General features: G+C 71.5%; 19 protein-coding genes. 11 read left to right on the top strand and 8 right to left on the bottom strand.

The features are described from left to right. Positions 1 to 3: 3 nt before the first annotated feature. A complete protein-coding gene (locus BMW99_RS29365) occupies positions 4 to 858 on the bottom strand; it encodes a helix-turn-helix domain-containing protein (protein ID WP_069462786.1) in 855 nt (284 codons plus the stop codon). A gap of 82 nt (positions 859 to 940) precedes the next feature. On the opposite strand from BMW99_RS29365, the gene BMW99_RS29360 reads away from it, so the two are divergent. After that, the gene (locus tag BMW99_RS29360; RefSeq protein WP_069462787.1) at positions 941 to 1,504 is read left to right on the top strand and encodes a TIGR03086 family metal-binding protein; all 564 of its coding nucleotides are present in this window, start codon (positions 941 to 943) and stop codon (positions 1,502 to 1,504) included. A gap of 74 nt (positions 1,505 to 1,578) precedes the next feature. Here BMW99_RS29360 and BMW99_RS29355 read toward each other — a convergent pair whose 3' ends face one another. The 4 genes from BMW99_RS29355 to BMW99_RS29340 form a co-directional block, all read right to left on the bottom strand. Further along, positions 1,579 to 3,183 (bottom strand): glycerol-3-phosphate dehydrogenase/oxidase, encoded by a 1,605-nt coding sequence (locus BMW99_RS29355; protein WP_069462788.1) that lies wholly within the window; start codon positions 3,181 to 3,183, stop codon positions 1,579 to 1,581. Positions 3,184 to 3,191: 8 nt separating this feature from the next. Further along, a complete protein-coding gene (glpK, locus tag BMW99_RS29350) occupies positions 3,192 to 4,754 on the bottom strand; it encodes a glycerol kinase GlpK (protein ID WP_075017876.1) in 1,563 nt (520 codons plus the stop codon). A gap of 61 nt (positions 4,755 to 4,815) precedes the next feature. After that, positions 4,816 to 5,604 (bottom strand): MIP/aquaporin family protein, encoded by a 789-nt coding sequence (locus BMW99_RS29345; protein WP_075017875.1) that lies wholly within the window; start codon positions 5,602 to 5,604, stop codon positions 4,816 to 4,818. Positions 5,605 to 5,786: 182 nt separating this feature from the next. After that, positions 5,787 to 6,551, bottom strand: a complete 765-nt coding sequence (locus tag BMW99_RS29340) for an IclR family transcriptional regulator (RefSeq protein WP_075017874.1) — start codon at positions 6,549 to 6,551, stop codon at positions 5,787 to 5,789. Between the two features lie 250 nt (positions 6,552 to 6,801). Here BMW99_RS29340 and metH point away from each other — a divergent pair, with 250 nt between their 5' ends. The 4 genes from metH (at position 6,802) to BMW99_RS29320 (ending at position 14,810) form a co-directional block, all read left to right on the top strand. Next, entirely contained in the window at positions 6,802 to 10,314 is a 3,513-nt protein-coding gene (metH, locus tag BMW99_RS29335; RefSeq protein WP_075017873.1) for a methionine synthase, read from the top strand. Positions 10,315 to 10,587: 273 nt separating this feature from the next. Next, positions 10,588 to 11,289, top strand: a complete 702-nt coding sequence (locus BMW99_RS29330) for an HAD family hydrolase (protein WP_069463158.1) — start codon at positions 10,588 to 10,590, stop codon at positions 11,287 to 11,289. A gap of 277 nt (positions 11,290 to 11,566) precedes the next feature. After that, positions 11,567 to 13,180 carry an ABC transporter substrate-binding protein gene (locus BMW99_RS29325; protein WP_069463159.1) on the top strand — a complete coding sequence of 538 codons (1,614 nt, stop codon included), beginning with the start codon at positions 11,567 to 11,569 and terminating at the stop codon, positions 13,178 to 13,180. A 28-nt stretch (positions 13,181 to 13,208) separates the two neighbouring features. Next, complete coding sequence (locus BMW99_RS29320) at positions 13,209 to 14,810, top strand: ABC transporter substrate-binding protein (protein WP_069463160.1); 1,602 nt, start codon at positions 13,209 to 13,211, stop codon at positions 14,808 to 14,810. A gap of 24 nt (positions 14,811 to 14,834) precedes the next feature. Here BMW99_RS29320 and BMW99_RS29315 read toward each other — a convergent pair whose 3' ends face one another. Beyond that, positions 14,835 to 15,506 carry a response regulator gene (locus tag BMW99_RS29315; RefSeq protein WP_075017872.1) on the bottom strand — a complete coding sequence of 224 codons (672 nt, stop codon included), beginning with the start codon at positions 15,504 to 15,506 and terminating at the stop codon, positions 14,835 to 14,837. Between the two features lie 13 nt (positions 15,507 to 15,519). Then, on the bottom strand, positions 15,520 to 16,509 hold the full coding sequence (locus BMW99_RS29310; RefSeq protein WP_079176223.1) for a RecB family exonuclease: 990 nt from the start codon (positions 16,507 to 16,509) through the stop codon (positions 15,520 to 15,522). Positions 16,510 to 16,679: 170 nt separating this feature from the next. Here BMW99_RS29310 and BMW99_RS29305 point away from each other — a divergent pair, with 170 nt between their 5' ends. The 3 genes from BMW99_RS29305 (at position 16,680) to BMW99_RS29295 (ending at position 19,860) form a co-directional block, all read left to right on the top strand. After that, complete coding sequence (locus tag BMW99_RS29305; RefSeq protein ID WP_075017871.1) at positions 16,680 to 17,963, top strand: site-2 protease family protein; 1,284 nt, start codon at positions 16,680 to 16,682, stop codon at positions 17,961 to 17,963. Between the two features lie 61 nt (positions 17,964 to 18,024). Beyond that, positions 18,025 to 18,933, top strand: coding sequence for a tRNA (adenine-N1)-methyltransferase (locus BMW99_RS29300; protein ID WP_069467561.1), 909 nt, complete (start codon positions 18,025 to 18,027; stop codon positions 18,931 to 18,933). Between the two features lie 318 nt (positions 18,934 to 19,251). After that, complete coding sequence (locus tag BMW99_RS29295; RefSeq protein WP_075017870.1) at positions 19,252 to 19,860, top strand: hypothetical protein; 609 nt, start codon at positions 19,252 to 19,254, stop codon at positions 19,858 to 19,860. Positions 19,861 to 19,905: 45 nt separating this feature from the next. Here the strand turns inward: BMW99_RS29295 and BMW99_RS29290 are convergent, their stop codons facing one another. Further along, positions 19,906 to 20,211: a ferredoxin gene (locus tag BMW99_RS29290; RefSeq protein ID WP_069464280.1), complete on the bottom strand. Its 306-nt coding sequence runs from the start codon at positions 20,209 to 20,211 to the stop codon at positions 19,906 to 19,908. A gap of 252 nt (positions 20,212 to 20,463) precedes the next feature. Between BMW99_RS29290 and arc the strand changes: the two genes are divergently transcribed. The 3 genes from arc to BMW99_RS29275 all read left to right on the top strand — a co-directional run bounded on the left by arc (position 20,464) and on the right by BMW99_RS29275 (position 24,280). After that, entirely contained in the window at positions 20,464 to 22,230 is a 1,767-nt protein-coding gene (arc, locus tag BMW99_RS29285; RefSeq protein WP_069464281.1) for a proteasome ATPase, read from the top strand. A 94-nt stretch (positions 22,231 to 22,324) separates the two neighbouring features. Continuing rightward, on the top strand, positions 22,325 to 23,836 hold the full coding sequence (gene dop / locus BMW99_RS29280) for a depupylase/deamidase Dop (protein WP_075017869.1): 1,512 nt from the start codon (positions 22,325 to 22,327) through the stop codon (positions 23,834 to 23,836). Between the two features lie 225 nt (positions 23,837 to 24,061). Continuing rightward, positions 24,062 to 24,280 (top strand): ubiquitin-like protein Pup, encoded by a 219-nt coding sequence (locus tag BMW99_RS29275; RefSeq protein ID WP_069464283.1) that lies wholly within the window; start codon positions 24,062 to 24,064, stop codon positions 24,278 to 24,280.

Raw genomic sequence — 24,280 nt, 5'->3', positions numbered from 1 at the left:
CGTTCAGCGTGCGGCGTACCGGCCCGGTGGCGCGCCGACCGCCGCGGTGAAGTCCCGTGTCAGATGGGCCTGGTCGGCATAACCGAGGTCCGCGGCGAGCGCTGCCCAGTCGATGCCCGCGCCGCCGTCCGCCCGCGCCGCGACCTCGTGCAACCGGGCCCGGCGCAGCACCCACTTCGGCGACGCGCCCACGTACTCGGCGAACAGCCGCTGCAGCGCCCGCACCGACAGGCCCGTCCGCTCGGCGAGTTCGTCGACGCGGAACAGCCGCGGGCTCGCCGTGATCCGCTCGACCAGCTCGGCGACCTGCGCCATCTGCGGGTCGCCGGCGCCCTGTTCACCCCCCGCTTCGCCCTCCTGCCCGCTGCCCTGCCCACCGCTCCGGTCGGGGGACCCGAGCCGGACGAGCAGGAACGCGTCGGCGAGCGCGGCCATCTCCGTCAGGCCGTCGTGGGACAGGACGCGGGCGCTCACCTCGGCGACCTCCGGCCCGAACAGGTCCGCGGCCGGCACTGCGCGGTCGGCCAGCGCGGCCACCGGACCGCCGGCGAACGGCCGGAACGCGCCGGGCCGGAACTTCACCCCGAACACCTGGCCCCGCCCGTGCAGCACCCGGCGGAAGACGTCCCGCTGCACCCCGTACACCAGCGGCTCCGGCTCCTCGAAGACCAGGTGGACGTTCGGATGCGCCAGCACCTTCTGCTCGTGGTCCGCACGCCCCCGCAGATCCCAGCGCGGGTTCCAGTAGGTCTCCACGAACGCCGCGAGACCGGGGCCGGGCGGGTGCCGGCGCACCTCCAGCACCCCGGCCGCCGCCTCCGGCCGCAGCACCCCGCGGCCCAGCTCCTGACCGGTCATGCGGCCAGCCTAGGGCCTGGCGTGCGGCACCCTGTCGCGTTTCTTCAAGACCCCGCGGGGCGCGTCCCCTAGCGTCGGCGGCATGACCTACCACGCACAACTCGCCGCAGGTGCCGCGGAGGCCGCGAGGATCACCTCAGGGGTCACCGCCGCGCAGCTCGGCGCACCCACCCCCTGCCCCGACTACGACACCCGCACGCTGGCCAACCACCTCGTCGCCTACACCGGCATCGGCATGGAGCTGCGGGCCCGCCGCGAGCCGCATCCCGAGGACCTGGCCACCCGCGACTTCACCGCCGACCCGGGGTGGGCCGCCGCCTACGCCGCCCAGCTGGAGCGCTCGGTGGACGCCTGGGCCGATCCGGCGGCCTGGGAGGGTGAGATCAGCGGCATGCCGGCGCCCGCGATGGGCGGCATGCTGCTCCTCGAACTGGTCCTGCACGGCTGGGACCTGGCCAGGGCCACCGGTCAGGAGTACCGGCTCGACGGCCCCACCGCCGCGGCCACCCTCGGCCTGGTCCGCGAGCAGGCCGAGATGTACCGCCAGTACAAGGGGTTCGGCGAGCCCGTCGAGGTCCCCGCGGGGGCCCCGGACCTCGACCTCGCCCTGGCGCTGTCGGGCCGCGACCCGCACTGGGCGCCCTGACGGCCCACGACGACGCCGGGCCGGCCCCCGTGGCCGGCCCGGCGTCGTCGTCGCGGGCGGTGCCGCCGCCGGTGTCAGCCCTTGAGCAGCCGGGCCGTGCGCTCGCGCACCTCGGGCGTGTCGAGCCCGCGGATGGTGATCGTGGTGCGCCGGCGCAGCACGTCGTCCACGTCGTACGCCCACTCGTGGTCCCGCGCGTACACCACCTGCGCCCAGATCTCCGGGGCGTCGGGGTGGATGCGCTCGGCGAGCGCCGGGTCCTCGTTGGCGAGCCGGGCGATGTCGAACGCCAGCGAGCCGTAGTGGGTGGCCAGGTGCCGGGCGGTGTCGGCGCCCATCCGCGGCCCGGGGGCGACGCCGTCGACGAGCAGCCGGTGGGTCACCGCGTCCGGGCTGGCGAAGCCCGGCAGCGGGGCGTGGCGGGGCAGCTGCGACATGGGCTCCATGTCGTCGGTGAGCGGATGTCCGGGCAGCGCCGCCAGCTTGTTCATCACCGTGCGGCCGATGTGCCGGAACGTCGTCCACTTGCCGCCGGCCACCGACAGCATGCCGCCGCGACCCTCCGTGACCACCGTCTCCCGCTTGGCCGTGGCGGTGTCGCCCGGCCCGCCGGGCAGCACCCGCAGCCCGGCGAAGGAGTAGGTGATCAGGTCGCGGGACAGCTGGGCGTCCCGCACCGACAGCGAGGCCTCGTCGAGGATCTGGGTGATGTCCGCGTCGGTGACCGCGACGTCCGCCGGGTCGCCCTCGAACGACTCGTCGGTGGTGCCGAGCAGCAGCATGTCCTCCCAGGGGAGGGCGAAGGTGATGCGGTACTTGTCGATCGGCGTGGCCAGCGCCGCGCCCCACGGCGCGGTGCGCTTCAGCACCAGGTGGGCGCCCTTGGACAGCCGGATCGACGGAGCGGCCGCCGGGTCCTCCATCCGCCGCAGATGGTCCACCCACGGCCCGGTGGCGTTCAGCACCAGCCGCGCGTTGACGCCGAACTCGGTGCCGTCGGTGCGGTCCCGCAGGTCCGCGCCGGTGACCCGGCCGCCGGTGAAGCGCAGTCCCGTCACCTCCGCGTGGTTGAGCACGGTGGCGCCCGCGTCCACCGCGGCCCGCACCGTCATCACGGCCATCCGGGCGTCGTTCATCTGCCCGTCCTCGTAGACCGCGACGGCGCGCAGGTTCTCGGTGCGCAGCTCCGGCACCTCGCGGGCGGCCCGGGAGGGCGTGATCACGTGGCCGACGCCGTCACGGAACGCCGACAGCGCGGAGTACGCGAACACCCCGGCGCCCAGCTTGGCCGCGCCGTGCGGGCCGCCCTTGTACACCGGCAGGTAGAAGGTGAGCGGCCTGGCCAGGTGCGGCGCGACGTCCCGGGAGACGGCGCGCCGCTCGACGTGGTTCTCCGCCACGAGCTTCACGGCACCGGTCTGCAGGTAGCGCAGGCCGCCGTGCAGCAGCTTCGAGGAGGCCGAGGAGGTGGCGCCGGCGAAGTCGCCGGAGTCGACCATGGCCACCCGCAGTCCCGACTGCGCGGCGTGCCAGGCCGTGGTGATGCCGAGGATGCCGCCGCCGACGACCAGCAGGTCGTACGTGGCACGGCCGAGCAGTTCCCGGGTCTCGGCCCGGCCGGGGTTGGCGCCGGACGTCGGGTGCGTCCCGAGGGAGGGGTAACTCTGCAGGGTGGTCATGGTGTGTCTCAGTGCTCCTCGTCGATCCAGCCCATGGTCGCCTGGACGGCCTTGAGCCAGCTCTTGTACTCGCGGTCCCGCTTGGCCGCGTCCATGCGCGGCGTCCACTCGGCGGCCCGCTTCCAGTTGGCGCGCAGCGCGTCGGTGTCCGGCCAGAAGCCGACCGCGAGGCCGGCCGCGTAGGCGGCGCCCAGGCAGGTGGTCTCGGCGACCATCGGGCGCACCACGGGCGCGTCCAGGAAGTCGGCCAGGGTCTGCATCAGCAGGTTGTTGGACGTCATTCCGCCGTCGACCTTCAGCGCGGTCAGGTCGACGCCCGAGTCCTTGGTCATCGCGTCGGCGATCTCCCGGGTCTGCCAGGCGGTCGCCTCCAGCACGGCCCGCGCGATGTGGGCCTTGGTGACGTAGCGTGTCAGCCCGGCGATCACTCCGCGCGCGTCGTCGCGCCAGTAGGGCGCGAACAGACCGGAGAAGGCCGGCACGAAGTACGCCCCGCCGTTGTCCTCCACGGACGAGGCGAGGGTCTCGATCTCCGCTGCCGTACTGATGAGTCCCATCTGGTCACGCATCCACTGCACTAGTGAACCCGTGACGGCGATGGATCCTTCCAGGGCGTAGACGGGATCTGCGTCACCGATCCGGTAGCCGACGGTGGTGATCAGACCGTTGTAGGAGTTGACCGGAGTGTCACCGGTGTTCATCAGCATGAACGTGCCCGTGCCGTACGTGGACTTCGCCTCTCCCTCGGAGAAGCAGGTCTGTCCGAACAGGGCGGCCTGCTGGTCGCCCAGCGCCGACGCCACCGGAACGTCGGCCAGGCCGCCCACGCTGGTGGTGCCGTACACCTCGGACGACGAGCGGATCTCCGGCAGCACCGCGGCGGGCACCTCGATGGAGGCGAGGATCCGCTCGTCCCAGTTCAGGGTATGCAGGTTCATCAGCAGTGTGCGCGACGCGTTGGTGACGTCGGTGACGTGCACCCCGCCGTTCACGCCGCCGGTGAGGTTCCAGATCACCCAGGAGTCCATGGTGCCGAAGAGGATGTCGCCGGCCTCGGCGCGCTCGCGCAGGCCCTCGACGTTGTCCAGCAGCCAGCGGATCTTCGGCCCGGCGAAGTAGGACGCCAGCGGCAGGCCGGTCTCCCGGCGGAAGCGGTCCTGGCCCACGTTGCGGCCCAGCTCGCGGCAGAGCGCGTCGGTGCGGGTGTCCTGCCAGACCAGCGCGTTGTGCACCGGCTCGCCGGTGTGCCGGTCCCACAGCAGGGTCGTCTCGCGCTGGTTGGTGATGCCGATCGCCTTGACGTCGGCCGGGGTGAAGCCGGGGATGTCCTGGGCGGCCCTGCCGATGGCGCCGGCCACCACCTCCTGGACGTTCGTCCAGATCTCGGCGGCGTCGTGCTCCACCCAGCCGGGCTTGGGGAAGATCTGCTCGTGCTCCTTCTGGTCCACCGCCACGATGCGGCCGTCGCGGTCGAAGACGATGCAGCGGCTGGAGGTGGTGCCCTGGTCGATGGCCGCGATGAACGGGCCGCTGCCGTGCGAGCCTGCGGGGGTCGTCGTGCTGTCGGTCACGGGGTGCTCCTCGGGGTCTGCGGGTCCTGGTGGGGGCGGGGTGCCGGGGCGGCGGGCGCGCTCAGGTGAAGCACAGCCGGTAGAGGCCGCCGGCGATCGCGGCGCCGGCCAGCGGGCCGACGACCGGTATCCAGGCGTAGCCCCAGTCGGAGCCGCCCTTGTTCGGCAGCGGCAGCAGGGCGTGCACGATGCGCGGGCCCAGGTCGCGGGCCGGGTTGATCGCGTAGCCGGTCGGCCCGCCCAGCGACAGGCCGATGCCGACCACCAGCAGCGCGGTCAGCAGGATGCCCAGGCCGTTGAGGGCCAGGCCGTTGGTCATGCCCTGGGTGAGGATGAAGAGCACCAGCACGGCGGTGGCGATGATCTCGGTCAGCAGGTTCTGCACCGCGTTGCGGATCTCCGGGCCGGTGGAGAAGACGCCCAGCACGGGACCGCCGGGCAGCGACTCGTCGCGGGTGGACGGGCCGGCCGGGTCCACGTCGTGGCCGGCGAGCACCTCGGCGTCGGTCAGGTGGGCCGCGAACTGGCCCATGTAGACCACCCACACCAGGAACGCGCCGATGATCGCGCCGGCGAACTGCCCGATCAGGTAGTACGGGACGTGGCTCCACTGGCCGGTCTTGATGGCGACCCCCAGGGTGACGGCGGGATTGAGCTGGCCGCCGGAGTAGCCGTTGGCGATGTAGGCGCCGCCGAGCACGCCGAATCCCCAGCCGAAGGTGATCGCGACCCAGCCCGCGTCCTTCGCCTTGGATTTCTTGAGCGTCACGGCGGCGCAGACTCCGCCGCCGAGCAGGATGAGCACGGCGGTGCCGAAGAGCTCGCCGATGACGATGTGACCGTTGGACACTGCGACTCCTTTGTCCTAGTCCATATGGCGGCGACGCGAGTCCCGTCCGATGTTCGACAATGTCGACCGCTGGGCGAGAGTTTTGTTCCGCTGGGGTGGCCGGGTCAAGAGGGTTGTGACCGAGAACTCCGAAGAGCGCGGAAAACCTGCTCCCACCGGGTCGGCCGGGACCGCCCGGGCGGTCAGAAGCGGCCGGCTCCCAGGTCCCGGGAGACCGCCCGGGCGCAGTCCCGGACCGCCGCCACCAGGCCCGCTCTGACGCCGTCGCCGTCGCAGACCCGCTCGACCGCGCCGGTGACGCCCACCGCGCCGACCGGCATCCGCCGCCGGTCGTGGACGGGCGCCGCGACCGACGCCACGCCGTCCCAGGTCTCCTCCAGGTCCGCGGCCCAGCCGCGGGCCCGCACCAGCGCCAGCTCCTCCTCGAAGGAGGCCGCGTCGGTCAGCGTGCGGGCGGTCAGCGCGCTCCACTCGGACTCGGCGGCCTCGCGGTGCGCCACCGGGTCGTAGGCCGCCAGCACCTTGCCCAGCGCGGTGCTGTGCAGCGGCTGCATCGCGCCGACGTCGAGGACCTGGCGGCTGTCGTCCGGCCGGAAGACGTGGTGCACGATCAGCACGCCCTGCTGGTGCAGCACTCCCAGGTAGGCCGCCTCGCCGCTGGACCTGGCCAGGTCGTCGGTCCACACCAGGGCGCGGGCCCGCAGCTCGTGCACGTCCAGGTAGCTGTTGCCCAGCCGCAGCAGTTCGGCGCCCAGCTGGTACTTGCCCGTCACCGGGTCCTGCTCGACGAACCCCTCCTGCTGCAGGGTGCGCAGGATGCCGTGGGCCGTCCCCTTGGCCAGTCCGAGCGACGACGCCACGTCGGACAGCCCCAGCCGGCGCTCACCCCCGGCCAGCAGGCGCAGGATCGCCGCCGCGCGCTCCAGGGACTGGATGGGACCTGGCATCGTTCGCCCTCCCGGGACGGTCCGTGGACGACGGGCGCGGCGCCCCTCGCCGTGCCCGGTCGACATTGTCGACCCTCATCATGGCATTCACGAGTCTGGCACCACCCGTCCGCCCCTCGGAATCCATCGAGTCTTGTGAGTGGCGGCGGCTACGCTGGCGGGGTGCGCCTCCTTCGCGGGCGGCCCCGGCCCGGGGTCTCCCCGCACGGACCGCATAGCCGACAGCCGTCGCACTCCAGGGAGCATCCCCATGGCCTCGCCGTCCCGTCCGTCCGCCGCGCCCGCCGCCAGCAACGCCCGAGCCGCCGCGCTGCGCAAGGCCCTCGCCACCCGTGTCGTCGTCGCCGACGGCGCCATGGGCACCATGCTGCAGGCGCAGGAGCCCACGCTGGACGACTTCCAGCAGCTCGAGGGCTGCAACGAGATCCTCAACGTCACCCGGCCCGACATCGTGCGCTCCGTCCACGAGGCGTACTTCGAGGCCGGCGTCGACTGCGTGGAGACCAACACCTTCGGCGCCAACCACAGCGCGCTCAGCGAGTACGACTCCGCCGACCGCATCCACGAGCTGGCCGAGGCCGGCGCCGCGCTGGCCCGCGAGGTCGCCGACGGCTACGCCGCCGACGGGCGCGAGCGCTGGGTGCTCGGCTCGATCGGCCCCGGCACCAAGCTGCCCACCCTCGGCCACATCGACTACCGCACCCTGCGCGACGGGTACGAGGCCAACGCGGCCGGCCTGATCGCCGGCGGCGCGGACGCGCTGATCGTGGAGACCATGCAGGACCTGCTGCAGGTCAAGGCCGCGCTGATCGGCTCCCGCCGGGCGATGGCCGCGGCCGGCGTCGACCTGCCGCTGATCTGCTCGGTGGCGGTCGAGACCACCGGCACCATGCTCCTCGGCTCCGAGATCGGCGCCGCGCTCACCGCCCTCGAACCGCTCGGCATCGACCTGATGGGCCTGAACTGCTCCACCGGCCCCGCCGAGATGAGCGAGCACCTGCGCTACCTGACCCGGCACTCGCGCATCCCGCTGACCTGCATGCCCAACGCCGGCCTGCCCGTGCTCACCAAGGACGGCGCCCACTACCCGCTGTCCCCGGCGGAGCTGGCCGACGCCCAGGAGGTCTTCACCCGCGAGTACGGGCTGTCGCTGGTCGGCGGCTGCTGCGGCAGCACGCCCGAGCACCTGCGGCAGATCGTGGAGCGCGTCGGCGGCCACGACCTGACCCCGCGCCACCCCCGCCCCGAGCCCGGCGCGGCCTCGCTCTACCAGACCGTGCCGTTCCGCCAGGACACCTCGTACCTGGCGATCGGCGAGCGCACCAACGCCAACGGCTCGAAGAAGTTCCGCGAGGCGATGCTGGCCGGGCGCTGGGAGGACTGCGTCGAGCTGGCGCGCGAGCAGATCCGCGAGGGCGCCCACCTGCTGGACCTGTGCGTGGACTACGTCGGCCGGGACGGCGTCGCCGACATGGCCGAGATCGCCGGCCGGTTCGCCACCGCCTCCACGCTGCCGATCGTGCTCGACTCCACCGAGGTCGACGTGCTGCGGGCCGGCCTGGAGAAGCTCGGCGGCCGGGCGGTGCTCAACTCGGTGAACTACGAGGACGGCGACGGGCCGGAGTCCCGGTTCGCCAAGGTCACCCAGCTGGCCGTCGAGCACGGCGCGGCGCTGATCGCGCTGACCATCGACGAGGAGGGCCAGGCCCGCACCGCCGAGAAGAAGGTCGAGATCGCCGAGCGGCTGATCGACGACCTCACCGGCACCTGGGGCGTCCACGAGTCCGACATCCTCATCGACTGCCTGACCTTCACCATCTGCACCGGCCAGGAGGAGTCCCGCAAGGACGGCGCCGCCACCATCGAGGCGATCCGCGAGCTCAAGCGCCGCCACCCCGACGTGCAGACCACGCTCGGCCTGTCCAACATCTCCTTCGGGCTCAACCCGGCCGCGCGCGTGGTGCTCAACTCGGTGTTCCTCGACGAGTGCGTCAAGGCCGGACTGGACTCGGCGATCGTGCACGCCGCGAAGATCCTGCCGATCGCCCGCATCCCCGAGGAGCAGCGGCAGGCGGCGTACGACCTGGTCTACGACAAGCGCGCCGAGGGCTACGACCCGCTGCAGAAGCTGATGGAGCTCTTCGAGGGCGTCGACTCCTCCTCGGTGAAGGCCGGCCGCGCCGAGGAGCTGGCCGCGCTGCCGCTGGAGGAGCGCCTCCAGCGCCGGATCATCGACGGCGAGAAGAACGGCCTGCAGGCCGACCTGGACGCCGCGCTGGCCGAGCGCCCGGCCCTGGACATCGTCAACGAGACGCTGCTGTCCGGGATGAAGGTGGTCGGCGAGCTGTTCGGCTCCGGCCAGATGCAGCTGCCCTTCGTGCTGCAGTCCGCCGAGGTGATGAAGACCGCCGTCGCCTACCTCGAGCCGCACATGGAGAAGACCGACGACAGTGGCGGCAAGGGCACCATCGTGCTCGCCACGGTGCGCGGCGACGTCCACGACATCGGCAAGAACCTGGTGGACATCATCCTGTCCAACAACGGCTACAACGTCGTGAACCTCGGCATCAAGCAGCCGGTCTCGGCGATCCTCGAGGCCGCCCAGGAGAGCCGGGCCGACGTGATCGGCATGTCCGGGCTGCTGGTGAAGTCCACGGTGATCATGAAGGAGAACCTGGAGGAGCTGAACCAGCGCGGCCTGTCCGCGGACTACCCGGTGATCCTCGGCGGCGCCGCCCTCACCCGCGCCTACGTCGAGCAGGACCTGCACGAGATCTACGCCGGCGAGGTGCGCTACGCCCGCGACGCCTTCGAGGGCCTGCGGCTGATGGACGCGCTGATCGGCATCAAGCGCGGCGTGCCCGGCGCCAAGCTGCCCGACCTCAAGCCCCGCCGGGTGCCGCACCGCCCGCAGGCCGAGCCCGAGCCGGAGCTCGGCCAGGTGCGTTCCGACGTCGCCACCGACAACCCGGTGCCCGCCCCGCCGTTCTGGGGCACCCGCGTGGTCAAGGGCATCCAGCTGGCCGACTACGCCTCCTGGCTGGACGAGGGCGCGCTGTTCAAGGGCCAGTGGGGCCTGAAGGAGGCCAGGGCCGGCGGGCCGTCCTACGAGGAGCTGGTGGAGTCCGAGGGCCGGCCGCGGCTGCGCGGGCTGCTCACCCGGCTGCAGTCGGAGAACCTGCTCGAGGCCGCCGTCACCTACGGCTACTTCCCCTGCGTCTCCAAGGGCGACGACCTGATCGTGCTCCACGAGGACGGCACCGAGCGCACCCGGTTCACCTTCCCCCGCCAGCGGCGCGGGCGCCGGCTGTGCCTGGCCGACTTCTTCCGGCCCGAGGAGTCCGGCGAGACCGACGTCGTCGGCTTCCAGGTGGTCACCGTCGGCAGCCGGATCTCCGAGGCGGCCAACGAACTGTTCGCCACCGACTCCTACCGCGACTACCTGGAGCTGCACGGCCTGTCGGTGCAGCTCGCCGAGGCCCTCGCCGAGTACTGGCACGCCCGGGTGCGGGCCGAGCTGGGCTTCGGCGGCGAGGACCCCGCGGACGTCGAGGACATGTTCGCGCTGAAGTACCGCGGCGCGCGCTTCTCGCTGGGCTACGGTGCCTGCCCCGATCTGGAGGACCGGGCGAAGATCGCCCAGCTGCTGGAGCCGGAGCGGATCGGCGTCAAGCTCTCCGAGGAGTTCCAGCTGCACCCCGAGCAGTCCACCGACGCGATCGTCATCCACCACCCCGAGGCCAAGTACTTCAACGCCCGGTAGGGGGCGGAACCCGGCGGCGGGTTCCGCCCCCGGCGGCGGTGCGGCGCGTCACGCGGGCGCGGTGCGGGCGCGGCGCCAGGCGTTCGCGCCCGCGCCACCGCGCGTCCGCCGCCTGTCCGGCGCCCCGTTGCCGTGCGACGTAGACTGGCAGATCCGGCAGAGGCCGGTCGCCGCCCCGCGATCCGCGGGGCGCGGCGACCGGCCTCTGTGCCCCCCGGAGACAGGTCCGCGGGCACCCAGCCGAGCCGGGCGGCCGAGCCGAGGAGTGGGCGTATGACCAGCAGCATCCCCGTCGCCGACACCCGCACGGTCCAGCGCCCGTCACCGCAGGCGGTGCTGCTCGACCTGGACGGCACCCTGGTGGACACCGAGGGCATCTGGTGGGCGGCGGAGAGCGAGGTCTTCGCGGAGCTCGGGCACGTGCTGGACGAGGCGCACCGCGCGGTCGTGGTGGGCGGCCCCATGGCGCGCAGCCTGGGCCACCTGATCGAGGCGACCGGCACCACCGCGACGCTCGACGAGCTGTCGCCGGCCGTGAACCTGCGCTTCGAAAAGCTCATCGCGCGCGGCGCCCCGCTCATGCCCGGCGCCCGGCGGCTGCTGACCGAGCTGAACGCGCACGGCATCCCCACCGCGCTGGTCTCCGCCTCGCACCGCAGGACCATCGACGCGATGCTGCTCTCGCTCGGCGCCGAGCACTTCGCCTTCACGGTGGCCGGCGACGAGGTGCCGCGCACCAAGCCGCACCCCGACCCGTACCTGACCGCGGCGGCCCGTCTCGGGGCCGACCCGGCCGCGTGCGTCGTCGTGGAGGACACCCTCACCGGAGTCGCCTCCGCGGAGGCGGCCGGCTGCCGGGTGGTCGCGGTGCCCTCGCTCGTCCCCATCGAGGCGGCGCCCGGACGGACCGTGCTGCGTTCCCTCGAGGAGCTGAGCATCCCTTTTCTACGCTCTTTGAACACGGCTCTTCACTGAGCGTGTTCATCGGGGAATTCCCAGCCGTCCCTTCACGAACTTTGGCATCCCGTTGGTGCTGATCACACGCAATCTCGGTATCGTCGCCGAAGCGTGCGCGCGGAGTGTGCTGGAATACCTGCGGTGACCCCGCGGCGAGGCAGTCTCAGCCGGGCGCGTCAGCCACCCCGGCTTCACCCTGCCCCGGATTCCGGTGCGCGGAGAGCCAGTTCGGCTGCGTCACGTCACCACGGGGGTCGACAGGCACATGAGCAGTAGCAAGAGGAGAACAACGACGATGAATCGCAGGCTTCTGGTGCTGCCCGCCCTGCTGGGCGTCCTGACACCCCTGATGAGCGGGTGCGGCAGCTCCGGCGGTGGGAGCGGCGACAGTGGCAAACCCATCGTCGTTGGCACCACCGACAGCATCGAGATGACCAAGGACAACCCGGCCCCCCTCGATCCGGCGACCTCGTACGACAGCGCCACCTGGAACATCTTCTACAACACGTTCCAGATGCTGCTCAGCTACCCGCGCAGCAGCACCACGCCGTCCCCGGACGCGGCGTCCGAGTGCCACTACACGGACACCACCACGCTGACGTACCAGTGCACGCTGCGGGACAACCTCAAGTTCTCCAACGGCGACAAGATGACGTCGGCGGACGTGAAGTTCTCCATCGACCGGATGCAGAAGATCAACTGGGCGGCGGGCCCGGCCTCCCTGATATCCGGCGTGAAGTCGGTGAACACCCCCGACGACCGGACCGTCGTCTTCCAGCTCAAGGCTCCCGACGCGACCTTCCCCGCGAAGCTGGCGACGCCCGCGGCCGCGATCATGGACAGCAAGGTCTACAACGCGACCAAGCCGTACGACGGGTGGAAGCTCGTGGGCTCCGGCCCCTACGTCCTCAAGTCGTACTCCGCGGGCCAGGACGGCGCGTTCGAGAAGGGCGACTTCGAGAAGAACCCGAACTACCAGGGCGCCCTGAAGCTCAACAACAGCAAGGTCGAGCTCCGGATGTTCGGCGACTCCAAGAAGATGGAGTCCGCCCTGAAGTCCGGTGACATCGACGTGATGTCCCGGCAGCTCGCGCCTGACCAGATCAAGGAACTGCAGGCCAGCACCGACCCGAACATCAAGCTGACCGAGGCCCCCGGCGGCGAGGCCCGCTACCTGTTCCTCAACACCGCCTCGGCGGACCTGAAGACCAAGGCCGTCCGGCAGGCCATGGCCATGGTCATCGACCGCCAGGCCATCACGAAGAACGTCTACCAGCGCACCGCCGACCCGCTGTACTCCGTGGTCCCGCAGGGCATCTCCGGCCACGTGAACTCGTTCTTCAACGTCTACGGCAACCCCGACGTGGCCGCCGCCAAGGCGAAGCTGCACGGCGCCGGCATCACCGCGAAGGTCCCGCTGACCATCAACTACCGCCGCGACAACGGTGGTACGAGTAACCAGCCCGAGGCCGAGGCGATCGCCCAGCAGCTCAACGCGACCGGGCTGTTCGACGTCACCACGAAGAGCGAGCAGTGGAACGCCTTCCTGAAGGCGGCCTCCAGCGGCAAGTACGAGCTGTTCGCGATCAGCTGGCTGCCGGACTTCCCGGACCCGGACAACTACATCGCACCGTTCTTCGACAAGGACAACTTCCTGAACCTGCCGTACAAGAGTGCGGAGATCCAGGACACGCTGCTGCCGCAGACCCGCGGCATGGCCGCACGCAGCACGGCCAGCACGGCGTTCGCCCAGATGCAGACGATCATCGCCCAGGACGTGCCCATGCTGCCGCTGTGGCAGGGCAAGCAGTACATCGCCGCGCGCGACGGCATCACGGGTGTCGAGTGGGCTCTCAACTCCTCGACCACCACGCAGTTCTGGGAGCTGGGCCGTGGCGTTAGCGGGTGACCGACGACACCGAGGAGATCAACGGGGGATGAAGCGCACACTGCTCGTGTGGCCGGCCCTGATGGGCCTGGCGACCCTGCCGCTCGCCGGATGCGGATCCGGCGGCGGCGGGGACGGCGGCCGCCCCATCGTGGTGGGTACGACGGACACGATCCAGCTGTCGAAGGACGATCCGGCGCCGTTCGATCCGGCGACCGGGTACGACATCGAGAGCTGGAACGTGTTCAACAACACGTACCAGACGCTGCTGCGCCTTCCGCGCAGCGGCACCGAGCCCGAGCCCGAGGCCGCCCAGGAGTGCCACTTCGCGGACACCGCCGGCGAGCAGTACCGGTGCACCCTGCGCAAGGGCCTGACGTTCTCCAACGGAGACCGGATCACCTCGGCCGACGTCAAGTTCTCCGTCGACCGGATGATCCGGATCAACGACCCCAACGGGCCGGCGAGCCTGCTCAGCAACCTGGACAAGGTGGAGACGCCCGACGACTCGACGGTCGTCTTCCACCTGTCCGGGCCGGACTCCACGTTCCCGTTCAAGCTCGCCACCCCGGCCGCCGACATCGTCGACAAGCGGGAGTACGGGGCGACGAAGCTGCACACGGGGACCTCCGTGGTGGGCTCCGGTCCTTACACGCTCGACTCGTTCACGCCCGGCAAGAGCGCGGTCTTCACCCGCAACTCCCGCTACAAGGGGTCGCTGAAGATCAACAACGGCAAGATCGAGGTACGGTTCTTCGACTCCTCCGCCGCGATGCTCCAGGCCCTCAAGGGCGGCAGCATCGACGTGATGAGCCGCACCATGTCACCGGCGCAGATCAACACGCTGGCCGACGGTGCCGACCCGCAGATCAAGATCACCGAGGCACCCGGCACCGAGATCCGGTACCTGGTCTTCAACACGGCCGACCCCACGGTGAAGAACCCCGCGGTCCGCAAGGCGATCGCCGAACTCGTGGACCGGCAGAGCCTCACCCACGACGTGTACCAGCGGACCACCACGCCGCTGTACTCGCTCGTCCCGCAGGGCATCACCGGGCACACCAACGCCTTCTTCGACGCCTACGGCGACGAGCCGGACCTGGCCACCGCCCGCCGCACCCTGCAGCGCGCCGGGGTCGACACCCCCGTGCCGCTGACGCTGTCGTACACCACGACGCACTACGGCGAGGCCACCGCACCGGAGTTCACCCTGCTCAGGGAACAGCTCGAGTCCGGCGGCCTGTTCCGGGTGACGCTCAAGGGCATAGCCGACTGGAGCGCCTACAAGGCCTCCTACCGGGCGCGCCGGCTCCAGGTGTTCGGCATGGGCTGGTTCCCCGACTTCCCGGACCCGGACAACTACGTCGCCCCGTTCTTCGGCCGCGACGACTTCCTGAACCTGGCGTACTCCAACCCGGAGATCCGCGACCAGATCATCCCCGCGACGCGGCAGAAGACCGCGCGCAGCGGCGCGATCCCCGCGTTCGAGCAGGCGCAGCAGGACATCGCGCGCGACGTGCCGGTCCTGCCGCTGTGGCAGGGCAAGCAGTACCTCGCCGCGCGCAGCGACATCACCGGCACCGAATGGGCGCTGAACGCGTCCTCCACCACCCAGTTCTGGGAGCTGGGCCGGGGCGTGCCGACCAACTGAGCCCGACGGCCCGGCCCGGCGCGCTCAGCCGGCGCCGGGCCGGACCAGGCCCGACTCGTAGGCGTACACGGCCGCCTGCACCCGGTCGCGCAGCGCCAGCTTGGTCAGCACATGGCCGACGTGGGTCTTCACGGTCGTCTCGCTGACGAACAGCTCGGCGGCGATCTCCGCGTTCGACAGGCCGCGGGCCACCAGCTTGAGCACCTCGACCTCGCGCTCGGTCAGCGCGTTCAGCGGCTGCGGCACCGCCTCCTCGCCGGACGGCAGCCGGCCGGCGTACTTGTCCAGCAGCCGCCGGGTGATGCTCGGGGCCAGCATCGCCTCGCCCGCCGCCACCACCCGGATGGCCTGCACCAGCTCCGCGGCCGGCGCGTCCTTGAGCAGGAAGCCGCTCGCCCCGGCGCGCAGCGCCTCCACCACGTACTCGTCGAGGTCGAAGGTGGTCAGCACCAGCACCTTCGCCGGGCCGGAGCGGTCCGGGCCGGTGATCTGCCGCGTCGCCTCCACCCCGTCCATCCTGGGCATCCTGATGTCCATCAGGACCACGTCGGGCTGCAGCGCCCGCACCTGGTCCAGCGCCTGCTGGCCGTCACCGGCCTCACCCACCACGGCCAGATCCGGCTCGGCCTCCAGGATCATCCGGAACCCGGTGCGCAACAGGGGCTGATCGTCCACCAGCAGGACGCGAATAGCCACGGGTACTCCTTTGCTAGACCGGGCCATTCTTGCCCACGACGGGCAGCGGGCCCGGCTTTTCCGCCAGCGGATACGGCGGGGGAGTCCCCCCGAATTCGGGACAGAACGCCTGGTGGTCGCACCAGCCGCACAGCGGGCCGCGCCGCGGCCGCCAGTCCCCGGTGGCGGTCGCCGCGGTGATCGCCTCCCACAGCGCCTGCAGCTTCCGCTCGGTGCGCAGCAGGTCCGCCTCCACCGGGTCGTACGTCAGCAGGTCCCCGCTGCCGAGGTAGACCAGCTGCAGACGGCGCGGGACCACGCCGCGCAGCCGCCACAGGACCAGGGCGTAGAACTTCATCTGGAACAGGGGTTCCTCGGCGTACTCGGGGCGCGGCGCCTTGCCGGTCTTGTAGTCCACCACCCGCAGGTCACCGCTGGCCGGGGCGACGTCCAGCCGGTCCACGTAACCGCGCAGCACCAGTCCCGAGGCCAGCTCGGTCTCCACGTACAGCTCGCGCTCGGCCGGCTCCAGCCGCGTCGGGTCCTCCAGGGTGAACCAGCGGTCCACCAGCCGCTCGGCGCTGTCCAGCCAGTCGGCCAGGGCCGCCGGGTCGGCCGCCTCCTCCGCCGCGCCGAACAGTTCGGCCAGCTCGGGCCGCGCCTCGCGCAGCCGCTCCCACTCGCCGGCGACCATCGACCGGGCCCGGTCCGCGGTGCGCTCGGCGGCCGGCGCGTCGAAGAGCCGCTCCAGCACGGCGTGGACCACGGTGCCCCGGGTCGCCGCCTCGCTGGCCTTCTCCGGCAGCCGGTCGATCACCCGCAGCCGGTAGAGCAGGGGGCAGCGCATGAAGTCCGAGGCCCGGGACGGCGACAGCGAGGACGGCGGCCGCGGCGGCGTGCGCTGCCCCGCGTGCTCGGCGGCCTCCCCGCCCGGCCGCCGGTCCGGACGCGCGGGCGGCTGCGCGGGCCCACCCCGGCCGGGGGCCGGTGCGTCCTGCGGCGTGCTCTGCGCGGGGATCTCCATGGCACCGACCCTATGGCCTGCCACCGACAGCGCGGCCATCGGCGGGCCGGGCCCGCGGCACGCGCGCGGGGGCCGGGGCCGCGAGAGGCGGCGCGGGGGCGCTCGGGGGCGGTGCCCCGTGTCCTCCGGTGGCCCGGGCAATACCATGGTCGCAGAGCCCCTCGTGCCGCATGATCGGTACGGGGGACTGTGTCGAACGAGGGGAACCAGTGAGCGAGACCGGTCGGCCGCCGTCGGACAAGAGCAGCCCTCCTGGCCCGGACGGCGACAACGCCGCCGAGAGCCCCCAGCGGGAGCCGGGCGGCGGCATCCTCATGGGGCGCTTCTTCGGCGTGCCGATCTACGTGGCGCCCAGCTGGTTCCTGGTCGCCGCGCTGATCACCTGGGTCTTCGGGGGGCAGCTGGACACGGTGCTGCCCGAACTGGGCCGGGTCCGCTACCTGGTCTCGCTGTTCTTCGCCGTGGCCTTCTACGCCTCGGTGCTGGTCCACGAGCTCGCGCACACCGTCGCAGCGCTCCGCTTCAAGCTGCCGGTGCGCCGGATCCAGCTGCAGTTCTTCGGCGGCGTCTCGGAGATCGAGAAGGAATCCGACACCCCGGGCCGCGAGTTCGTGCTGGCCTTCGTCGGGCCCCTGCTCTCCCTGGTGCTCGCCGCGATCTTCTACGGCGCCATGCAGCTGGTGGAGTCCGGGACGGTGCCCGGCGTGCTGCTGGCCGGCCTGATGGTCAGCAACCTGATCGTCGCGATCTTCAACTTCCTGCCGGGACTGCCGCTGGACGGCGGACGGATGCTCCGCGCCGTGGTCTGGAAGATCACCGGCCGGGCCATGGCCGGCACCGTCGCCGCCGCCTGGGTGGGCCGCGCCCTCGCACTGGCCGTCCTGATCGGGCTGCCGCTGATGTCCTACCGCGGCGGCCTCGACGGCGGCGGCAGCGGCTCCGCCTCGCTGACCGACGCGTTCCTGGCGGCGATCCTCGCCGCGATCATCTGGACCGGCGCCGGCAACAGCCTGCGGATGGCCCGGCTGCGCGAGCGGCTGCCCGCGCTCCAGGCCCGCACCCTGACCCGCCGCGCGGTGCCGGTCGCCTCCGACACCCCCCTGTCCGAGGCGCTGCGCCGGGCCAACGAGGCCGGAGCCCGCGCCCTGGTCGTGGTCGACGGCCGCGGCGACCCGACCGGCCTGGTCCGGGAGTCCGCGATCGTGACGGTCCCCGAGCACCGGCGACCCTGGGTCGCGGTCAGCGGCCTCTCCCAGGACCTCACCCCCGGGATGCGGGTCTCCGCGGAGCTGGCCGGCGAGAACCTGCTGGACCGCCTGCGGGCCACCCCGTCCACGGAGTACCTGGTGGTCGAGCCGACCGGCGAGATCTACGGGGTGCTGTCCACCGCGGACGTGGAACGCGCGTTCCTGGCCGCCATGTCCCGGGCCGAGTCCGGGCGGTCCGAGGCCTGAGCGCCGGGCGCCGGGACGGCCGCGGTCCGGACGGGTCCGTTCGAGCCACTAGACTCGACACATGTCCGAACCGACTGGTGCAGCCCGCCGTCGCGGGCCCTTCAAAGTCGGGGACCAGGTCCAGCTCACCGACCCCAAGGGACGCCACTACACGTTCACGCTCGAAGCAGGGAAGCAGTTCCACACCCACAAGGGCGCCTTCCCCCACGACGAGCTGATCGGCGCCCCCGAGGGCAGTGTGGTCCGAACCACGGGAAACGTCGCCTACCTCGCGCTGCGCCCCCTGCTCCCCGACTACGTCCTGTCCATGCCCCGCGGCGCCGCCGTGGTCTACCCCAAGGACGCGGGGCAGATCCTGGCGATGGCCGACATCTTCCCCGGCGCGCGCGTCGTCGAGGCGGGGGTGGGATCGGGGTCGCTGAGCAGCTTCCTGCTGCGCGCCATCGGCGACCACGGCATGCTGCACAGCTACGAGCGCCGGGCCGACTTCGCCGAGATCGCCTCGCAGAACGTCGAGCGCTACTTCGGCGGCCCGCACCCCGCGTGGCAGCTGACCGTCGGCGATCTCCAGGACCACCTCTCGGACACCGACGTCGACCGCGTCATCCTGGACATGCTGGCGCCCTGGGAGTGCCTGGAGGCCGTCGCCAAGGCCCTGGTGCCCGGCGGCATCCTGTGCGCCTACGTGGCCACCACCACGCAGCTGGCCCGCACCGTCGAGGCGATCCGCGAGCACGGCACCTTCAACGAGCCGGCCGCCTGGGAGACCATGGTCCGCACCTGGCACGTGGAGGGTCTGGCGGTCCGCCCCGACCACCGGATGATCGGCCACACCGGCTTCCTGCTCACCGCCCGCCGCCTGGCCGACGGCGTCGAGCCGCCGCTGCGCCGCCGCCGCCCCGCGAAGGGCGCGTACGGCGAGGACTACACCGGGCCCGGGAGCGGCAGCGGAGGGTCCGCCGCCGAGTGATCCGGGAGCGCCGGGCGCCCGGGGTCCCTGGGCTCCGGTGACCGCCCTCCGGTGATCCCCGCTCCAACGATCCCGGCTCCGTCGATCCGGGATCCGGTCGATCCCCGATCCGGCTGATCCGGTTTCCCGCAAGAGGACGATTCCGGCCAACTTCACCGCGCCGCCACCGTTTTGCCGCTCCGCGGCCACCGGTGGCGGCGCGGTCGCGTGGGCGGGGAGCACCCGGTCGCACCGGGTCCGCCCCCGCCGTTCCCGGCGGGTGTGATGTATGGCACGATGCTGGCCACCCCCGCAGATCGACCTCCAGGAGACAGGCGCGTGCAGCCCTCCGCAGGCCCGGCCCTCCCGCACACCCGCAGCCGCAGCGTGCACTGGCTGACGACGGCCGTCGGCCTCGGGGCCGTCGTGGCCGCGGTGGCCCTGGTGCAGCCCGCCGACGCGTCGGTGACCGGCTCCCCCGCCACCCCCGCCGCCGGCTCCGCAGGCAGCACCGCCACGCCCTCCGCGCGGCCCGCGGCCGCCCCGGACGCCGCCGCCGCGACCTACCCGCTCGGCTGTCCGTCGGGCATCCCGGTCCAGGTCGTCTCACACGTCTCGGGCGACCTGGACGGGGACGGCAGGCCGGAGACCGTCGCGGTCGTCCGCTGCCGCGCCGACACCGGCACGCCGCCCAGCGGCGTCTACATCCTGTCCGCGCCGGCGACCGCGGGCGGGCCGCCCAGGATCGCGCAGATGCTGGTCAACCCCAAGGACGACCGCGAGATCAGCGATTTCCGGATGGAGGGCCGCACGGTCAGGGCCACCGTCCTCGGCTTCTCCAGCTCCACGGTGCCGCGCTGCTGCCCCGACATGAGCCGCGGCTACTCCTGGGAGTGGCGGGACGGGCACTACGTGGCCCTGCCCGGTCCGCTCGCCAACAGCATCTGACCCCGACCGGGCCCGACCCGGAAGGCCCGGGCCCGGCCCCGGCGGCTACTCCGCGTCGGGGCCGTACACCTCGACGTGGTCGGACGTCCGGCGCACGTGGATGCAGTCCCCGGGGCACTCCTTGGCGGAGTCCGCCACATCCCGCAGCAGGGCGAGCGGCACCGGTACCGTTGCACCAGGGGTCTGCAGGAGCTCCGCCTCCTCGCCCTCGGGAGCGGGCCCCTTCACATAGGCCAGCCCGTCGATGTCCAGCTCGAAGACCTCGGGCGCGTACTGGACGCAGATCCCGTCGCCGGTGCACAGATCCTGGTCGATCCAGACTTCGAGCGCCTCGGCCGTCTCGTTGCTCACGGAACCCCATCCCTGCGTTCGTCGTTCGGGAAGTACATCGGGAAGCAACAGCCCCCGACGGCTGTTGACGCAAACGACGATACAACCGGCGGCTTTCGGATGGAGATCGGCGGGTATCTCAGTGGCGGAGGGACGTGCGCAAGGGTGAAGATCGGACACACCGCGATCGTCTTTGTGATCTAGGGGTTTCAACCCCTACCGGCCCAGGTAGGGTCTGGAAACGTCCAGCTCCCCTTGGAGGAGGTGAGGACCGTGGCGGCCCACGACGACGACATCAACCGTGGCGGCCGACCGGCTCGTGGATCGGACGATCCCATGAGCCAGGTCGCCTTTCTTGAGCAGGAGATCGCCGTCCTGCGACGCAAGCTCGCCGACTCTCCGCGGCACACGAGGATTCTCGAAGAGCGGATCGTCGAGCTGCAGACCAACCTGGCAGGCGTGTCCGCGCAGAACGAACGGCTGGCGAACACCCTCCGCGAGGCCCGCGACCAGATCGTGGCCCTCAAGGAGGAGGTCGACCGGCTCGCGCAGCCGCCCGCCGGTTTCGGCGTGTTCCTGCAGGCCAACGAGGACGGGACGGCGGACATCTTCACCGGCGGGCGCAAGCTCCGGGTGAACGTCAGCCCCTCCGTCGAACTCGACGAGCTGCGGCGCGGCCAGGAGCTGATGCTCAACGAGGCGCTCAACGTGGTCGAGGCCATGGAGTTCGAGCGCGTCGGCGACATCGTCACCCTCAAGGAGATCCTGGAGGACGGCGAGCGCGCCCTGGTGATCGGGCACACCGACGAGGAGCGCGTGGTCCGGCTCGCCGAGCCGCTGCACAACGTGCCGCTGCGCGCCGGTGACGCGCTGCTGCTCGAACCGCGCTCGGGATACGTGTACGAGCGGGTGCCCAAGAGCGAGGTCGAGGAACTCGTCCTCGAAGAGGTCCCCGACATCGACTACCGCCAGATCGGCGGCCTGGGCAACCAGATCGAGCAGATCAGGGACGCGGTGGAACTCCCGTACCTGCACGCCGACCTGTTCCGCGAGTACGAACTGCGGCCGCCCAAGGGCGTGCTGCTCTACGGCCCGCCCGGATGCGGCAAGACGCTGATCGCCAAGGCGGTCGCCAACTCCCTGGCCAAGAAGGTCGCCGAGGTCACCGGCCAGCCCCAGGGCAAGAGCTACTTCCTGAACATCAAGGGCCCGGAGCTGCTCAACAAGTACGTCGGCGAGACCGAGCGGCAGATCCGCCTGGTCTTCCAGCGGGCGCGTGAGAAGGCCAGCGAGGGCACGCCGGTCATCGTGTTCTTCGACGAGATGGAGTCGCTGTTCCGCACCCGCGGCAGCGGCGTCAGCTCGGACGTGGAGAACACGATCGTCCCGCAGCTGCTCGCCGAGATCGACGGCGTCGAGGGCCTGGAGAACGTCATCGTCATCGGCGCCTCCAACCGCGAGGACATGATCGACCCGGCGATCCTGCGGCCCGGCCGGCTGGACGTCAAGATCAAGATCGAGCGTCCGGACGCCGAGGCGGCCAAGGACATCTTCTCCAAGTACCTGGTCGACAGCCTGCCGCTGCACTCCGAGGACCTGGCCGAGCACGGCCAGTCCACGGCGGCGACGGTGGACGCGATGATCCAGTCCGTGGTGGAGCGGATGTACTCGGAGAGCGAGGAGAACCGCTTCCTGGAGGTCACCTACGCCAACGGTGACAAGGAGGTCCTGTACTTCAAGGACTTCAACTCCGGCGCCATGATCCAGAACATCGTGGACCGGGCCAAGAAGATGGCGATCAAGGCCTTCCTCGACCAGGGCCAGCGCGGCATGCGCGTCTCCCACCTGCTCGCGGCGTGTGTCGACGAGTTCAAGGAGAACGAGGACCTGCCGAACACCACCAACCCCGACGACTGGGCGCGGATCTCCGGGAAGAAGGGCGAGCGGATCGTGTTCATCCGCACCCTGGTGACCGGAAAGCAGGGGGCGGACACGGGGCGTTCCATCGACACCGTGGCCAACACCGGACAGTATCTGTAGGCACTACCCTCCGGCTGCGGGGCCCCGACAGCGGGTGCCCGCAGCCGGTGTGTTTTCCGGGCCGGACGGGCCGGAGCCGGGCAAGGAGGGCCGCATGACCGTACGGCGAGTAATGGGCATCGAGACGGAGTACGGAATCTCCGTTCCCGGCCACCCCAACGCCAATGCCATGCTCACCTCGTCCCAGATCGTCAACGCCTACGCGGCGGCGATGCACCGGGCCCGCAGGGCCCGCTGGGACTTCGAGGAGGAGAACCCGCTGCGGGACGCCCGCGGCTTCGACCTCGCCCGGGAGGCGGCGGACTCCACCCAGCTCACCGACGAGGACATCGGCCTGGCCAACGTGATCCTCACCAACGGCGCCCGGCTCTACGTGGACCACGCGCACCCCGAGTACTCCTCGCCGGAGATCACCAACCCGCGCGACGCCGTGCTCTGGGACAAGGCGGGGGAGCGGATCATGGCCGAGGCGGCACTGCGGGCGGCCCAGCTGCCCGGCGCCCAGCCGATCCACCTGTACAAGAACAACACCGACAACAAGGGCGCGTCCTACGGCACGCACGAGAACTACCTGATGAAGCGGGAGACCCCGTTCTCGGACATCGTGCGCCACCTGACGCCGTTCTTCGTCTCCCGGCAGGTGGTGACCGGCGCCGGACGCGTCGGCATCGGCCAGGACGGCCACGAGGACGGCTTCCAGATCAGCCAGCGGGCGGACTACTTCGAGGTCGAGGTCGGCCTGGAGACCACTCTCAAGCGCCCCATCATCAACACCCGCGACGAGCCCCACTCCGACGCGGAGAAGTACCGCAGGCTGCACGTGATCATCGGGGACGCCAACCTCTCCGAGATCTCCACCTACCTCAAGCTCGGCACCACCGCGCTGGTGCTGTCCATGATCGAGGACGGCTTCATCAAGGTCGACCTGGCCGTCGACCAGCCGGTGCGGACCCTGCACGACGTGTCCCACGACCCCACCCTGAAGCGGCTCGTCACCCTGCGCAACGGCCGCACGCTCACCGCGGTGCAGCTCCAGATGGAGTACTTCGAGCTGGCCCGCAAGTACACCGAGGAGCGCTACGGCGCCGACGCGGACCCGCAGACCAAGGACGTGCTGGCCCGCTGGGAGGACGTGCTCAACCGCCTGGAGAACGACCCGATGAGCCTGTCCGACCAACTGGACTGGCTCGCCAAGCGCGAGGTGCTGGAGGGCTACCGCCGCCGCGACGGCCTGGGCTGGGACGCGGCCCGGCTGCACCTGGTCGACCTGCAGTACGCCGACGTGCGCCCCGACAAGGGCCTGTACAACCGGCTGGTGGCCCGTGGACGCATCCAGCGGCTCCTGGAGGAGCCGGAGGTCCTGCGGGCCGTCCACAAGCCCCCGGAGGACACCAGGGCCTACTTCCGCGGCCGCTGCCTGGAGCAGTACGCGGACGACGTGGCCGCCGCCTCCTGGGACTCGGTGATCTTCGACCTGCCCGGCCGCGACTCGCTGCAGCGCGTCCCCACGCTGGAGCCGCTGCGGGGCACCCGCAACCACGTCAAGGAGCTGCTCGACCGCTGCCGCACCGCGGAGGACCTGCTCCGCGTCCTGTCCGGCGGATGAGGCCCGCCCCGCGGGTCCCGTCGTGATCTCGATCCCGCGCCCGGGGCTGAAACGGTCCGGAATCGGGAAACAACCCAGTGGCAGTCGTACGTTGAGGTAATCGAGCGCCGATGTCGGGCCCTGGCTATAGGGTCTGATCTTGTACCGCGGACGCACCGGTCACACCGGGGACATGACTCATGTACGGCAGGTAACCGAGCGCACGAGACGAGCGGGGTGAGGGACATGGCCACGAAGGACACCGACGGCGGACAGCAGAAGGCGACGCGTTCCACCGAAGAGGTCGAGGAGGTCCAGCAGGACGACCAGGCGGCCGCCGACCTCAAGGAACGCCAGGAGAAGCTTTCGGACGACGTGGACTCCGTCCTCGACGAGATCGACGACGTCCTGGAGGAGAACGCCGAGGACTTCGTCCGGTCGTTCGTCCAGAAGGGCGGCGAGTAG

Origin of the sequence: Actinacidiphila rubida (assembly GCF_900110255.1) — a bacterium.
GTDB classification, from domain to species: domain Bacteria; phylum Actinomycetota; class Actinomycetes; order Streptomycetales; family Streptomycetaceae; genus Actinacidiphila; species Actinacidiphila rubida.
Note: the sequence above shows the minus strand (reverse complement) of the source record. Positions and strands in the feature narration are given on the sequence as shown.